At 64.9% G+C, this 14,746-nt stretch carries 14 protein-coding genes; 8 read left to right on the top strand and 6 right to left on the bottom strand.

From position 1 onward, the window contains the following. Positions 1-7 precede the first annotated feature (7 nt). The 3 genes from pdxH (at position 8) to ACK4FJ_RS08710 (ending at position 3,061) form a co-directional block, all read left to right on the top strand. Positions 8-592 (top strand): pyridoxamine 5'-phosphate oxidase, encoded by a 585-nt coding sequence (gene pdxH, locus ACK4FJ_RS08720; RefSeq protein ID WP_409765466.1) that lies wholly within the window; start codon positions 8-10, stop codon positions 590-592. Then, positions 592-1,542 (top strand): cation diffusion facilitator family transporter, encoded by a 951-nt coding sequence (locus ACK4FJ_RS08715; RefSeq protein WP_409765465.1) that lies wholly within the window; start codon positions 592-594, stop codon positions 1,540-1,542. The genes pdxH and ACK4FJ_RS08715 overlap by 1 nt, the downstream gene beginning before the upstream one ends. 97 nt (positions 1,543-1,639) lie before the next feature. Further along, a complete protein-coding gene (locus ACK4FJ_RS08710) occupies positions 1,640-3,061 on the top strand; it encodes a sodium:proton antiporter (RefSeq protein WP_409765464.1) in 1,422 nt (473 codons plus the stop codon). 9 nt (positions 3,062-3,070) lie between these two features. Here ACK4FJ_RS08710 and ACK4FJ_RS08705 read toward each other — a convergent pair whose 3' ends face one another. Genes ACK4FJ_RS08705 through ACK4FJ_RS08680 form a run of 6 tightly spaced genes read right to left on the bottom strand, consistent with a single transcriptional unit; the run spans position 3,071 to position 9,028 of the window. Next, a complete protein-coding gene (locus tag ACK4FJ_RS08705) occupies positions 3,071-3,460 on the bottom strand; it encodes a Na+/H+ antiporter subunit G (protein WP_409765463.1) in 390 nt (129 codons plus the stop codon). Between the two features lie 9 nt (positions 3,461-3,469). After that, positions 3,470-3,739: a K+/H+ antiporter subunit F gene (locus ACK4FJ_RS08700; RefSeq protein ID WP_409765462.1), complete on the bottom strand. Its 270-nt coding sequence runs from the start codon at positions 3,737-3,739 to the stop codon at positions 3,470-3,472. Then, a complete protein-coding gene (locus tag ACK4FJ_RS08695) occupies positions 3,739-4,260 on the bottom strand; it encodes a Na+/H+ antiporter subunit E (RefSeq protein ID WP_409765461.1) in 522 nt (173 codons plus the stop codon). The genes ACK4FJ_RS08700 and ACK4FJ_RS08695 overlap by 1 nt, the downstream gene beginning before the upstream one ends. 11 nt (positions 4,261-4,271) lie before the next feature. Next, positions 4,272-5,810 (bottom strand): monovalent cation/H+ antiporter subunit D, encoded by a 1,539-nt coding sequence (locus ACK4FJ_RS08690; RefSeq protein WP_409765460.1) that lies wholly within the window; start codon positions 5,808-5,810, stop codon positions 4,272-4,274. Between the two features lie 5 nt (positions 5,811-5,815). After that, complete coding sequence (locus tag ACK4FJ_RS08685) at positions 5,816-6,166, bottom strand: Na+/H+ antiporter subunit C (protein ID WP_409765459.1); 351 nt, start codon at positions 6,164-6,166, stop codon at positions 5,816-5,818. Positions 6,167-6,178: 12 nt separating this feature from the next. Further along, positions 6,179-9,028, bottom strand: a complete 2,850-nt coding sequence (locus ACK4FJ_RS08680) for a monovalent cation/H+ antiporter subunit A (protein ID WP_409765458.1) — start codon at positions 9,026-9,028, stop codon at positions 6,179-6,181. A gap of 289 nt (positions 9,029-9,317) precedes the next feature. On the opposite strand from ACK4FJ_RS08680, the gene rsfS reads away from it, so the two are divergent. The 5 genes from rsfS to ACK4FJ_RS08655 all read left to right on the top strand — a co-directional run bounded on the left by rsfS (position 9,318) and on the right by ACK4FJ_RS08655 (position 14,731). Then, positions 9,318-10,004 (top strand): ribosome silencing factor, encoded by a 687-nt coding sequence (gene rsfS / locus ACK4FJ_RS08675; RefSeq protein WP_409765457.1) that lies wholly within the window; start codon positions 9,318-9,320, stop codon positions 10,002-10,004. A 44-nt stretch (positions 10,005-10,048) separates the two neighbouring features. Continuing rightward, complete coding sequence (rlmH, locus tag ACK4FJ_RS08670) at positions 10,049-10,519, top strand: 23S rRNA (pseudouridine(1915)-N(3))-methyltransferase RlmH (RefSeq protein WP_409765456.1); 471 nt, start codon at positions 10,049-10,051, stop codon at positions 10,517-10,519. 120 nt (positions 10,520-10,639) lie between these two features. Continuing rightward, positions 10,640-12,226 carry a 2,3-bisphosphoglycerate-independent phosphoglycerate mutase gene (gene gpmI / locus ACK4FJ_RS08665; protein WP_409765455.1) on the top strand — a complete coding sequence of 529 codons (1,587 nt, stop codon included), beginning with the start codon at positions 10,640-10,642 and terminating at the stop codon, positions 12,224-12,226. After that, positions 12,219-13,421 carry a murein hydrolase activator EnvC family protein gene (locus ACK4FJ_RS08660; RefSeq protein ID WP_409765454.1) on the top strand — a complete coding sequence of 401 codons (1,203 nt, stop codon included), beginning with the start codon at positions 12,219-12,221 and terminating at the stop codon, positions 13,419-13,421. Before gpmI ends, ACK4FJ_RS08660 begins: the two co-directional genes overlap by 8 nt. Beyond that, complete coding sequence (locus ACK4FJ_RS08655; RefSeq protein ID WP_409765453.1) at positions 13,421-14,731, top strand: S41 family peptidase; 1,311 nt, start codon at positions 13,421-13,423, stop codon at positions 14,729-14,731. Before ACK4FJ_RS08660 ends, ACK4FJ_RS08655 begins: the two co-directional genes overlap by 1 nt. Positions 14,732-14,746 lie beyond the last annotated feature (15 nt).

The following is a 14,746-nucleotide window of genomic DNA, read 5'->3' as shown; positions in this document are numbered from 1 at the left end:
ACCAGACATGGATGCCTTTTCCAACCCTTTCGCCCTGTTCGCCGAGTGGCTGGCCGAGGCGGAGAAGAGCGAACCCAACGATGCCAATGCCATGGCGCTGGCCACGGCCGACACCGACGGCCTGCCCAATGTGCGCATGGTGCTGCTGAAAGGCCATGACGAACGCGGCTTCGTCTTCTACACCAATTTCGAAAGCCAGAAGGGCCGCGAGATCCTCGCCAACAAGCAGGCGGCGGCCGTGTTCCACTGGAAAAGCCTGCGCCGGCAGGTGCGCCTGCGCGGACAGGTGAGCGTGGTGAGCGATGAAGAGGCCGACGCCTATTTCGCCTCGCGCCCGCGCGACAGCCGCATCGGCGCCTGGGCCTCGCAGCAGTCGCGCCCGCTGGAAGGCCGCTTCGCGCTGGAAGCCGCCGTGGCAAAATATGCTGCCAAATACGCCATCGGCGAAGTGCCGCGTCCCTCCTACTGGTCGGGCTTTCGCATCGCGCCGAGTTATCTGGAATTCTGGGCCGACCGGCCCTTCCGCCTGCATGACCGGCTGGTCTACCGCCGCAGCGGGGACTCGTGGGCCACGGAGCGGCTGTTTCCCTGATGGCCGGACCCAGCGCCTATGTGCCGGCCGACCCCGCGCTGAAGGCGCGGCTGATGCGGCGCGCCACCTATGCCTCGGTGATCGTCGCCGCCCTGCTGATCGCGGCGAAGCTGGCAGCCTGGCTGGTCACGGGATCGGTGTCGCTGCTGGCATCTTTGGTCGACAGCCTGCTCGATGCGCTGGCCTCTCTGGTCAACCTGCTGGCGGTGCGCCACGCGCTCACGCCGGCCGATGACGAGCACCGCTTCGGCCACGGCAAGGCGGAAGCGCTGGCCGGCCTGGGCCAGGCGGCGCTGATCGCCGGCTCGGCGCTGTTCCTGGTGGTGGAATCCATCGATCGGTTGCTGCACCCGCAGCCGGTGGAACAGAGCGCGGCCGGCATCGCCGTGATGGTGTTTTCCATCGCGATGACCGGCGCGCTGGTGCTGTATCAGCGTCATGTGGTGAAACAGACCGGTTCGCTGGCCGTGTCGGCCGACCGTTTGCATTACGTGGGCGACCTTGCTACCAACCTCGCGGTGATCGCCGCCCTGGTACTGGCCAGCCGCGGCGACTTCGCCTGGTTCGATCCGGTCTGCGCGCTGGTCATTGCCGCAGTGATCCTGAAAAGCGCCATCGACATCGTGCGCGGCGCCCTGCATCACCTGATGGACCGCGAGATGGCCGATGCCGACCGCGAGCAGATCCTGGCCGTGGTGCGCGCGCATCCGGAAACCCGCGCCCTGCACGACCTGCGCACACGGCAGGCCGGCAACCAGGTGTTCATTCAGTTCCACCTGGAATTGGACCCCGAGCTCTCGCTGCGCGAGGCGCACCGGATTTCCGACGAGATCGAGCAGAAATTGCTCGATCTGTTCCCCGGTGCCCAGGTGATCATCCACCAGGACCCGGCCGGCTATGACGAACCCCAGGCCGATTTCGTGACCCGCGACGGCAGCCCTCGGCATTAAGCCGCCCCAAGGCATTGCCCGGCCATTGATCGGCCCGGCGGCTGGCCGGTATGGTGCCGCCCGTCATTTATGCATTCCGCGTCGTTTCGGGGGAAACATGACCTGTCTGCGTGTTCTGCGCCTGGCCGCGCCGGCTATCCTGCTTGGCCTGCTGTTCAGCCTGCCGGCCGAAGCCGCCACCGCCATCGACGGCAAGGCGCTGAACATCCTGTGGGTGCTGCCCTTTGCCGGCATCCTGCTCTCGATCGCGCTGATGCCGCTGTTCACGCCGCATTTCTGGCATCACCATTACGGCAAGGTCGCCGCCTTCTGGGGTCTGTGCGTGATCGTGCCCTTCGCGCTGCAATTCGGTTCGCTGCCCACCGGCCATGTGCTGCTGGAAGTGGCGCTGCATGAATACATCCCCTTCATCATCCTGCTGTTCGCGCTATTCACGGTTGCCGGTGGCGTGCGTCTGACCGGCAACCTGCATGGCTCGCCCAGCCTGAACACCGCCATGCTATTCATCGGCACCGTGCTGGCGAGCTGGATGGGCACCACCGGCGCCTCCATGCTGATGATCCGCCCGCTGATCCGCGCCAACGACAACCGCAAGCACAATGTGCATGTGGTGATCTTCTTCATCTTCCTGGTATCGAATATCGGCGGCGCGCTGACCCCGCTGGGCGATCCGCCGCTGTTCCTGGGCTTCCTGAAGGGCGTGAATTTCTTCTGGACGACCCAGGCGTTGTTCATGCCCACGCTGGTCGTGGTCGTGGTGCTGCTGGGCGTGTTCTACGCCATCGACAGCTATCTCTACCGCAAGGAAGGCATCGTGAAGGCCGATCCGACGCCGGACAGCCCGATCGGCATCGAGGGCGGCGTCAACCTGATTCTGCTCGGCGCCGTGATCCTGGCCGTGCTGATGTCAGGCACCTGGAAGCCCGGCGTCACGCTCAGCGTCTTCGGCATCGGCGTCGAGCTGCAGAACCTGGCGCGCGACCTGCTGCTGCTGGCCATCGCATTCGCCTCGCTGAAACTCACCGAGGCGCAGACGCGCGCCGATAACGGTTTCACCTGGGGCCCCATCGCGGAAGTGGCCAAGCTGTTCGCCGGCATCTTCGTCACCATCATCCCAGCCATCGCCATCCTGCGCGCCGGTACCGAGGGCGCCCTGGGCGGCCTGGTCAGCCTGGCCTCCAATGCCGACGGCTCGCCCAACAACGTGATGTATTTCTGGCTGACCGGCGTGCTGTCGAGCTTCCTCGACAACGCCCCGACCTATCTGGTGTTCTTCAACATGGCGAGCGGCGACGCCGCCACCCTGATGGGTCCGCTGGCCACAACCCTGCTGGCGATTTCGGCCGGCGCAGTGTTCATGGGCGCCAATTCGTATATCGGCAATGCCCCCAACTTCATGGTGAAGGCCATCGCCGAGGAAATGAGCGTGAAGATGCCGAGCTTCTTCGGCTACATGGTCTGGAGCAGCGCCATCCTGCTGCCGTGTTTCGCGCTGGTGACCCTGCTGTTCTTCCTCTGAGCGGAAACCTCAGCGCTTCTGCGGCACCGCTTCCGGCGGCTCGGGATCATCGAAGGTGGCCCAGCCGGTTTCGCCGCCGGTGCTGGTCGACGGCAGGGTTTCGGGCTGGATTACCTGGTGCATATAGGCCTTTGCGAGAAAATTCGCCGTGATCGGCGCCGTCAGGAACAGGAACAGCGTGATCAGCAGTTCATGCACGGTGAAGCCGCCGCCGAAGGCCGCAAAATACACCATGGACGCGAGCAGCGTACCGCCGACGCCCAGGGTGGTGGCTTTGGTGGGGGCATGCAGACGGCTCATCAGGTCGGGTAGCTTGATCAGGCCATAAGAGCCGACCAGGGCGAAAATGCCGCCGACCACGATCAGGAAGGAAACCAGCAGTTCAAAGAAGATCATCATGTCGCGCCCTCACTCGATGATGTCGCCGCGCAGGACGAATTTGCAGAAAGCCACGGTGCCGATGAAACCGACCATGGCAAACAACAGGGCAGCTTCGAAATACATCGCGGTGGCCTGACCGATGCCGAACAGAACAAGCAGGGCGATGGCGTTGATCACCATGGTGTCGAGTGCCAGGATGCGATCCGTAGCACTGGGGCCTTTCGCCAGACGCCAGAGATTCATCAGCAGCGCCAGCGAGACGGCAGCAAAGCCAAAAGTCAGGGCATAGCCGATCATCAGAATATCTCCTTCAGCCGGGCTTCGTAGCGCTGCTTGATATCCGCAACGGTCGCCTGCGGGTCGCCGCTGTCAAGGCAATGCACCAGCAGGCTGCGATGATCGGAAGACAGATCGCAACTGACAGTACCCGGCGTCATGGTGATGGTGCCGGCCAGCACGGTGATCGCTTCCGGGCTGCGCAGATCGAGCGGAACGGTGACGAACCGCGTGCGCAGCCGGTCGTTGCGCCGGAACAGGATCAGGTAGGCCACCTGCAGATTGGCCACCACAATGTCCCACAGCACCAGGAAAAAATAGGATACGGCCTTGCCATAACTGCGGATACGCGGAGCATCCGGCCAAAAGGCGCTGGTGAACATCGGGATCAGCCAGCCGAGAATCAGGCCGAGCAGCAGTCCGCCGAGGCTGAAACTGTTCAGCAGCAGCAGCCACACAACCGCCAGGACAAGGGTGAGGACCGGATGCGGCAGCCAGGCCTGTAGAAAGCCGCGGCTGTCCTTCGTTTCTTTTGTCGCCATGCGCACCTCCCTCACCGCTTCACGATTGCTTCGGGACCCAGAACGGCACGGATATATTCGCCCGGCGCAAAAAGCTGCGCCGCGGTGGCCTCAAGATAGGCCATCACCGGGCCGGCAAAGGCGGTGAGCGCCACCGTGCCGCCCAGCAGCAGCCCGGCAGCCACCATGGGCAGGGCCGGACGCGCCACAGGCTCGGGTTCGATCACGCTGGGAAACGCCGCGCTTTTCCAGAACAGCAGGCTGCCGGCACGTGCAAAACCCAGAATGCAGAGCAGCGACGTGGTCAGTACCACCAACCAGATCCAGACCATCGCCGTGTCGCCGCGCGCGCTGTCGAGAATCAGCAGCTTGCCGACAAAGCCGCTGAGAGGTGGCATGCCGGCCATCGCGATAGCGGCGAGAAAGAACAGCGAGGCCAGAATACCGAGCTGGGCGAAGCCGGGGGCGGCTGTCACGCTGTCGCCCAGTCCCGGCCGCCGTTCGGCAATCAGATCCACGACCAGGAACAGGCCGGCGGCCACCAGGGTGGAATGCAGCAGGTAATACAGCGCGGCCGTCATAGCCTCGGGCGTGAACAGGGCAACGGCCGTAAGCAACGTGCCCATCGAGCCGATCACCGCGAAAGCCGCCATGCGCCCAAGATTGCGCGCCGCCATCACGCCGGCCATGCCGATCACCAGCGTGACCAGCGCGGCGGGCAACAGCCACGGCGCGGCCAGCCAGGCCGAGGTGCCGGCATCGGCACCGAAGGCCAGGGTGTAAAGCCGGATGATCGAATAGGCGCCCACCTTGGTCATGATGGCGAACAGCGCCACCACCGGCGCCGGCGCGTTGGCATAGGTGCCGGGCAGCCAGAAATGCAGCGGCACGAGTGCCGCTTTCACAGCGAACACCAGCAACAGCAGCAGCGCGCCGACCTGTAGCAGCGCCTGGCTGCCGGGTTCCACCAGCGGGACCTTCACCGCCAGATCGGCCATGTTCAGCGTGCCGGTGACGCCGTAGAGCAGGCCCACTGCCACCAGGAACAGCGTGGAGCCGACCAGGTTGATCACCACATACTGCACGCCGGCGCCCAGGCGTTTAGCACCGCCGCCATGCAGCATCAGACCATAGGAGGCGATCAGCAGCACCTCGAAGAAGACGAAGAGGTTGAACACGTCGCCGGTGAGGAAGGCACCGTTGATACCCATGAGTTGGAACTGGAACAGGGCATGAAAATGCCAGCCTTTGCGATCCCAGCCATGGGAGGCATAGACCAGCACGAACAGGGCCAGCACCGAGGTGAGCAGCACCATCATCGCCGACAGGCGGTCGAGCACCAGCACGATGCCGAACGGTGCCGGCCAGTTGCCCAGGGCATACATCTGCGGTGGCCCGGCAGCGGCCATGGCGACGAGCGCAACGGATAAGGCCAGCAAGGCCGCCGTACCGGCCAGGGAGAAGATGCGCTGCAGAACGATGTCGTGGCGCATGGCCAGCACAATCAGCGGCGCCAGCATCGCCGGCAGCACGATGGGAAGGATGACCCAGTGGTTGGCGAGATCGTTCATGCCGCTCACCGCGCCTCGGCCGGGCTGCCGTCGGCCGGACGGTCATCGACATGATCGCTGCCGCTTTCCAGGTAGCTGCGCAACGACAGCACCACCACCAGCGCGGTCATGCCGAACGAGATCACAATGGCCGTCAGCACCAGGGCCTGCGGCAGCGGATCGGTATAGCCCGGCGCGTCATCGCTGATGATCGGCGGCAGGTTGACCACCAGCCGGCCCATGGAAAACAGGAACACGTTGATCGCATAGGACAGCAGCGCCAGGCCGAGCACGACCGGAAAGGTGCGGCCACGCAGCAGCAGGTAGACTCCGGATGCAGTCAGGATGCCGACGGCGCTGGCAACGAGCAGTTCCATGTCACTTCCCCCTTAGGACTTCGCCGGATCGGTCGCACCCGATGGATCGACATCCATCGGCGCTTCGTTGACCGGCAGGCGTTCGGCCTTGCGCCCGACGCGCGAGAGATTGGCCAGCGCCAGCATCACCGCGCCTACCACGGTGAAGAAAACGCCGAAATCAAAGGCCATGGCAGTGGCCAGTTCGAACTTTTCCAGCAGCGGCAGCTTCACATAGCCGAAATCGCTGGTCAGGAACGGACGGCCGGCCAGCCAGGCACCGATGCCGGTGAGACCGGCTGCCAGAACGCCAACGCCGATCAAGCCGTGATAGTCGAAAGTCATGCGCTGCTGCGCCCAGGCAAAGCCGCTGGCCATGTATTGCATGATCAGCGCGATAGCGACCACCAGGCCGGCGATGAACCCGCCGCCGGGCTGATTGTGGCCACGCAGGAATATGAAAGCACCGACCATCAACGCCAGCGGCAACATCAGCCGCGTAGCGACCACCAGCATCATCGGGTGGCGGTCATGCGCGCGTGCCTGATCCGGCAGCCAGGCCGCAAGACGCTGGCCGGTGGAGCCGCGCAGGGCGCCATCCAGCAGGGCGAAGATCGCCAGCCCAGCGATACCCAGCACGATAATCTCGCCAAAGGTATCGAAGCCGCGGAAATCAACCAGGATCACGTTGACCACATTGGTGCCGCCGCCGCCCGGATAGGATTGCGCCAGGTGGTAATCGGAAATGGTGGTGAAATCCCGCGTCATCACTGCCCAGACGATGCCGCCGATTCCTAGGCCGGCCAGCACCGCAAGCATGGCATCGCGCAGGCGACGGCCGGTACTGCTTTCCACTGGGGTTTCCTTGGGCAGCAGGTTAAGCGCCAGCAACAGCAGGATCGTGGTGACGACCTCGACGGAGATCTGGGTCAGCGCCAGATCCGGCGCCGACAGGTAGATAAAGCCGAGCGACACGACCAGGCCGATCACGCTGGTGAGCACCAGCGCCAGCAGCCGGCGGCGATGCAGCAGCGGCAGGGCGATGCAGGCACCCAGCAACAGCGCCCAGCCGGCAACCGCGACCGGGGAAATGGGCAGCAGGTCGCGCAGGCCGGCGACATGGCTGCCGGAGAAATAGGTGGTGAAGCCGACCGCCAGGATGGCCAGCAGCATCGCCACGATATAGCGCTGCAGCGAACCGTTATGCAGACCGTCGACGACAGTGCCGCACAATGCGGTCAGCGCCGCGAACAGACGGTCGAAGATGCGCTTCGCTTCCGGACGCGGCAGGCGCAGCCAGACCAGTGTGGCGCGCTCGTAACGCCACAGCACCAGCAGGCCGGCAACCACGGCAACCGCGCTCATGCCCAGGGCAGGCGTGAAGCCGTGCCATAATGCCAGATGATAGTCGGGCAGTGCCCCGCCGGTCACCGCGCCAGCCGTCGCCGCCACCAGCGGGCCGGCGATGACGGCCGGAAACAGGCCGATCAACACCACCAGAACGACCAGCAGCGCAGGCGGCAACCACATGCCGACGGGCGGATCATGCGGGTGGTTTGGATAGTCGTTGCGTGTCGGCCCGAAAAAGACGTGCAGGATATAGCGGAAGGAATAGGCCACCGAGAACACCGCGCCGAGCGTGGCGAGCAGAGGCACCAGCCATGACTGGCCAAACCACACGGTATGCGCCGCTTCCTCCAGCATCATTTCCTTCGACAGAAAGCCATTCAACAGGGGAATGCCGGCCATCGAGGCTGCAGCCAGAGTGGCAAGAGTGGCGGTGATCGGCATCAGCGCGGCGAGTCCGCCCAGCCGGCGCACGTCGCGCGTGCCGGTCTCGTGGTCGACGATGCCAGCCGACATGAACAAAGCCGCCTTGAAGGTGGCATGGTTGATGATGTGGAACACGCCGGCCACGGCCGCCATCGGCGTGCCGAAGCCGAATAGCATGGTGACGAGGCCGAGATGGCTGACGGTGGAAAATGCCAGCAAGCTTTTCAGATCGTCGCGGAACAGGGCGATCCAGGCGCCAAGCACCATGGTGACCAGCCCGGCCGTGGCCACCAGATAGAACCAGGCCTCGGTGCCGGCCAGTGCCGGCCACATCCGCGCCAGCAGGAAGATGCCGGCCTTCACCATGGTGGCGGAATGCAGATAGGCGCTGACCGGCGTTGGCGCGGCCATGGCATGCGGCAGCCAGAAATGGAACGGGAACTGCGCGGATTTGGTGAAGCAGCCGCCCAAGATCAGGATCAGGGCCGGCAGGTAAAGCGGGGACTGCCGGATCGCTTCGCCCTGCGTGAGAATGACGGTAAGGTCGTAGGAGCCGGCGATGTCGCCGAGGATCAGCATGCCGGCGATCATCGACAGGCCGCCGGCGCCTGTGACGGCCAGGGCCATGCGCGCACCCTGGCGGCCTTCGGGCAGATGCTTCCAGTAGCCGATCAGCAGGAAGGAACTGAGGCTGGTCAGCTCCCAGAAAATCAACAGCAGAAGGATGTTGTTGGACAGGACGATGCCGACCATCGCGCCCTGGAACAGCAGCAGGAACACGTAGAACCGGCCCATCGGATCGTCCTTGGACAGGTAATAGCGCGCATAGGTGATGATCAGCAGGCCAATGCCGAGGATCAGGCCGGCGAACAGCAGGCCAAGCCCGTCGAGGAAAAAGGTGACATTGAGCCCAAGCGCAGGCAGCCAGTCATAACTGACCTGGATCACCTCGCCGCGCAGCACCGCCGGCGCCTCGACCATCAGCAGCACGAAAGCCAGCAGGGTCACGGCACCGGTGGCAATCGCGCAAGCATCGCGACCGGCCCGGATCATCACCGCCGGCAGCACCGCGCCGAGAAACGGCAGCATGACGATCAGCAACAAACTCATGAAGATTTCCCCGTTCAGCCTTTTCCGATCCCGACCTGGCGCCGCACAATCCGGACCGGAACCGGATGAGCTGCAGTGGGCATACGGAAAAGCCACTTTTTTCTGTGTTTATGGCCACCCTGTAAAACGCGACACCCTACCCGTCGGGCTACCCACCGGCAACCTGGCGGTCCGGCATCGCCGGCTCCGGCATGAGATAGGTCGTCAAACGCGCGATAACACCCCGAAATCACATAGCTGTAATTGTCGAGTCGCCTGAGTAGCAGTATGATTGTGGCGATTCGGAGGCATGACGATCCGAATCGGGTGCCCGTTTCCGGAGGACTCCATCAAGGAGGGTTCAGCCATAGCAACCACCAAGACGCGCAAAGGCGCTGCCGCGGCCGCCGGCTCCAAGCCCAAGGCCGCCTCCACCGCAAAGAGTTCAGCCGGCAAGAAGCCCGCCGGAAAGACCAAGTCAGCCGTAAAGGCTGCCAGCAAAAGCAAGGCGCCGGCCAAGAGCACGGCTCCGGCCAAGAAAAAGACGGTGACCAGCGCCGTCACCAAGGCCGCCAAGGCGACCTCCAAGCCGAAACCCGCGAAAAAGCCGATCGATCCGAAAAAGGCCGAAGCCCGTCGTGCCGCCATCCCGGCCGCTGTGATCAAGCTGCACAAGCTGATCCTGAAATCGCTGGACGACGACAAGGCGGAAGACATCGTCTCGATCGAACTGACCGGCAAATCGTCGATCGCAGATTTTCTGGTTGTCGCCTCGGGCCGGTCCTCGCGCCAGGTGGCCGCCATCGCCGAGCATCTGGTCGAACGCATCAGCCGCGAGACCGGCAAGAAGGTGCGCGCCGAAGGCAAGGCCGTGGGCGACTGGGTGCTGATCGATACCGGCGACATCGTCGTGCATATCTTCCGGCCGGAAGTGCGCAGCTTCTACAATCTGGAAAAGATGTGGGGCGCTGCGATTCCCGAGCCCGCCGCGGCCTGACGGACAGCACCGCCCCAGCATGGCTGGGGCGGTGAAACCCACCCATGAAGATCACGGTTGCCTGCATCGGTCGGGCCGGCCGGGCCAAGCATGACGCGGCCCAGAGCCTGATCGACTCCTATCGCGAGCGCCTGCCCTGGCCGGTGATCATCCGCGAGGTGGAAGACCGCAAGCAGGGCGGCAGCGCGGCCGAACGCAAGGCGAGAGAGGCCGAGTTGCTGCTGGCCGCCGTGCCGAAGGGTGCCGTGCTGGTGGCCATGGACGAGCGAGGCAAAAGCCTGTCCAGCCGGCAATTCGCCGAAACCCTGGAGAAATGGCGCGATGGCGGCGAGCAGGAGGTGGCCTTCCTGATCGGCGGCGCCGACGGCCTGGACCCCGCCCTGACGGCCAAAGCCCGGCTGACGCTGTCGCTGTCGGCCATGACTTGGCCGCATTTGCTGGCCAGGGTGATGCTGCTGGAACAGCTCTACCGGGCCTGGAGTCTGCAGACCGGGCATCCTTACCACCGCGACTGAGCGCCATTATTGGCGGAATCGATCACGGCGATGGGAAAGCCCGGCGTGACGGCGCTGCCCGGTTGCGCTATGTAAGGCCCGAATTCTCACCGTTTTTCCGCCAAACGCCTTGTCTGAGCCATGACCGAGACCGCCGAAGCCAAGAAACCTGTCGTTTTGTGCATCCTGGACGGCTGGGGTCTGCGCGAGGACCCGACCGACAATGCCCTGGCCCAGGCCCGGCTGCCCAATTACCGCCGGCTGCTGGAAACCCGCCCGTTCGCCCGCATGGGCACTTCGGGCCGCGATGTGGGCCTGCCGGACGGGCAGATGGGCAATTCGGAAGTGGGCCACATGAATATCGGCGCCGGCCGCATTGCCGTGCCCGATCTCGGCCGCCTCGACAATGCCGTGGCCGATGGCAGCCTGGCGAGCAACCCGGCCGTCACCGGCCTGATCGACAGGCTGAAAAAAAGCGGCGGCGCCCTGCACCTGCTGGGCCTGCTGTCGGATGGCGGCGTGCATTCGCATCAGGACCACATGGCGGCGCTGGCGAAGATCGTTGCCTCCGCTGGCGTGAAGGTACGTATCCACATGTTCGCCGATGGCCGCGACACGCCGCCGAAAAGTGCACTGGGTTTCCTGGCCCAGGTGCGCCAGCAGATCGCAGACACCGACGGCATCTCGTTTGCCACCGTTTCCGGGCGCTTCTATGCGATGGATCGCGACAAGCGCTGGGAACGCGTAGCCCAGGCCTATGACGCGCTGGTGGATGCCAGGGGCAAGACGGCAGCCAGCGCCGAGGCCGCCATCGAACAGGGCTATGCCGCCGACGAGACCGATGAATTCATCACGCCCACCGCCATTGCCGGCTATGGCGGCATGAAGGACGGCGATGGCGTGCTGATGGCGAATTTCCGCGCCGACCGCGCGCGTGAAATCCTCACGGCCTTGCTCGACCCGCATTTCGACGGATTCAAGCGCAATCGCGTGGCGCAGTTTGCCGGCGCGGTGGGCGTGACCGAATATTCGGCCCAGCTCAACGAATTCCTCGCCACTGCCTTTCCGCCGGTGCGCTATCCGCTGACCCTGGGCGAAGTACTGGCCAAGGCCGGCAAGACGCAGCTGCGCATCGCCGAGACCGAGAAATACGCCCACGTCACTTTCTTCATGAATGGCGGCGAAGAGCAGCCATTTCCGGGCGAGGACCGCATCCTGGTGCCGTCGCCGAAGGTGAAGACCTACGACCTGCAGCCGGAAATGTCGGCGCCGGAAGTGACCGACAAGCTCACGGCGGCGATCACCTCGGGCAAATACGACCTGATCATCGTGAACTATGCCAATCCCGACATGGTGGGCCATACCGGTTCGATGCCGGCGGCGATCAAGGCCGCCGAGACCGTGGATGCCTGTGTCGGTCGCGTCGAGCAGGCCGTGAAACAGATGGATGGCGTGCTGCTGATCACCGCCGACCATGGCAACCTGGAAGAGATGCTGGACCGCAGCAGCGGCCAAGCCCACACGCAGCACACCACCAATCCCGTGCCGCTGCTGCTCACCGGCGGTGCGCGCACGGATTCTTATGTCTTAAGCGACGGCCGCCTGTGCGATATCGCGCCGACCCTGCTGCATTTCCTTGGCCTGCCGCAGCCGGCCGAGATGACCGGCCATTGCCTGGCCAAGCCGGGTGCGGCCGCCAACCAGAATACCGCCCGCCGCCTTGCGTAGAACCGTTCCGTCGCTCGCCTTGCTGACGCTGCTGGCGGCGGGCAGCAGCCTTGCGCAGGGCCAGGCGCCGCAGCAGCAGTTGCAGGACGTGCAGAAACGGCTGGAGGAAAGCCGCCAGCGCGAGCGTGCCCTGGGCCAGGAAGCCGCCAAACTGGCGCAGAAGCAGCGCGAGCTGCAAAGGAAACTGGTGATTGCAGCCAGAAAGCTGCAGGCCCAGGAAGACCTGGTGTCGCAGAGCGAGGACAAGCTGGCCCGCCTGATCGCCGATGAGAAGGCCGCCGGCCAGGCCCTGGACGCCCGACGCGGCGAACTGGCCGAGACGCTGGCCAGCCTGGCGCACTTAAGCCGCCAGCCACCGGAAGCCATGGTGCTGGCGCCAGGTTCGGCGCTGGACATGGTGCGCGCCAGCCAGCTGATGGCCGCCCTGGTACCGGAAATCGAGCAGCGCGCCGCCCGCCTGAAGGACGAACTGACCCGTCTGGGCAAGCTGCGCCAGGGCGTGGCTGCCGAGCAGGAACGGCTGGGCAAGGCCATCGAGCAGTTGGACCGTGAACGGCGCGATCTGGAGTTTCTGCAGGCCGAAACGGCCGCCGCCGCCCAGGAAACCGCGGAACAGCGCGATTCCGAGCGCGAGAAATCAAGCCAGTTGGCCGCCCAGGCCAAGGATCTGCGCGCCCTGGTGGACCGCCTGCTGGAACAGGAACGCCGCGAAGCCGAACGCCGCGCCGCCGAGGCGCGAAGCCGCGGTACGGCGCCGAAAAGCGGCGACCGGGACCCGCCGGAGGCCTATGCGGCCCTGGAAGGCTCTGCCGCCCTGCCGGCCCGCGGCCGGGTGGTCGGCCGGTTCGGCCAATCGGATGAAAACGGCGTGCCGTTGCGCGGAATCCGCATTGAGGCCCGTTCCGGCGCCCAGGTGATCGCGCCGGCTGACGGCAAAGTGATGTTCGCCGGACCTTTCCGCGGCTATGGGCAACTCTTGATTATCGCCCATGGCGGTGGATACCATAGTCTATTGGCGGGATTTGGACGGATCGACCGCAGTGTCGGCCAGTGGGTTCTCGCCGGCGAGCCGGTTGGCCTGATGGGCAACTCCCCGGGCGAAAAACCCGTCCTATATCTCGAACTGAGGCGCAAGGGCGAAACGGTCAATCCATTGCCCTGGCTGGCCTCGGGCGACAGAAAGGTGAGCGGCTGATGCGCAATTTCCTCCTCGGCGGTGTCTGTGCCTTCGCATTGATGGGGTCGGTCGCGCTATTCGCCGCCCCTAGCAAGGTGGGCGGCCTGCAGGCCAATGAAACCTATCGCCAGCTCAACCTGTTCGGCGAAATCTTCGAGCGGGTGCGCAACGACTATTACAAGGAGACCAAGGACGACGAGCTGATGGAGGCGGCCATCAACGGCATGCTTGCCTCGCTCGACCCCTATTCGGTCTACCTGCCGCCGCGCAATTTCCAGGAAGCCCGCGTGCAGACGCGTGGCGAATTCGGCGGCCTTGGCATCGAAGTGACCCAGGAGAACGGCCTGATCAAGGTGGTGTCGCCGATCGACGACACGCCGGCGCAGAAGGCCGGCCTGCTGCCGGGCGACCTGATCACCCATCTGGATGGCGATCCGGTGATGGGCAAGTCGCTGCAGGAATCCATCGAGAAGATGCGCGGTGCGCCCAACACCAACATCGTGCTGACCATCCGTCGCGGCACCGACAGCGCGGCCAAGTCATTCGACGTGAAGATCACCCGCGCGGTGATCAAGACCCGCGTCGTGCGGTCGCGCCGCGAGGGCGAATTCGCCTACCTGCGCATCTCGTCGTTCAACGAGCACACCACGCAGGACCTGGTGGCCGCCATCGACAAGCTGAAGGCCGAGATGGGGCCGGAGCTGAAAGGCTACATCGTCGACCTGCGCGACAATCCGGGCGGCCTGCTGGACCAGGCCATCGCGGTGTCGGATACCTTCCTGAACCAGGGCGAGATCGTCTCGACCCGCGCCCTGCGCGCCAGTGCCGACGAGGGCCAGCGCTACAACGCAAAGCGTGGCGACGTCGCCGACAGCAAGCCGATGGCGGTGCTGATCAATGGCGGTTCGGCCTCGGCGTCTGAGATCGTCGCCGGCGCCCTGCAGGACCATCACCGCGCCGTGCTGGTGGGCAACACCACCTTCGGCAAGGGCCTGGTGCAAACCATGATTCCGCTGGGCGAGTTCGGCGGCATGAAGCTGACCACCGCAGGCTATTTCACGCCGTCGGGCCGCAGCATCGACAAGGTGGGCATCGTGCCCGATGTCGAGGCCTGGAACGAGCGCGACCGCCAGATCGCCGCCGCACTGAAGGCACGCCGCGAGATCACCGATACGCGCCAGACTGAGGAAGACACCAAGCAGCCCGACGCCAACAAGGTGCCAGCACCGGCCCAGGTGCAGACGCCGGGCCAGGACGGCCCGGACCTGGTACTGCAGGCCGCCATCGAAGTGCTGCGCGCGCCGCCGAAACCGTCTGCCCGCAAGTGAGCGGCGGGCGCCACA

The sequence above is a fragment of the Ferrovibrio sp. genome, from assembly GCF_046297595.1.
Classification (GTDB): Bacteria; Pseudomonadota; Alphaproteobacteria; order Ferrovibrionales; family Ferrovibrionaceae; genus Ferrovibrio.
The sequence above is the reverse complement of the archived record's forward strand: the minus strand, read 5'-3'. Positions and strand labels throughout refer to the sequence as shown.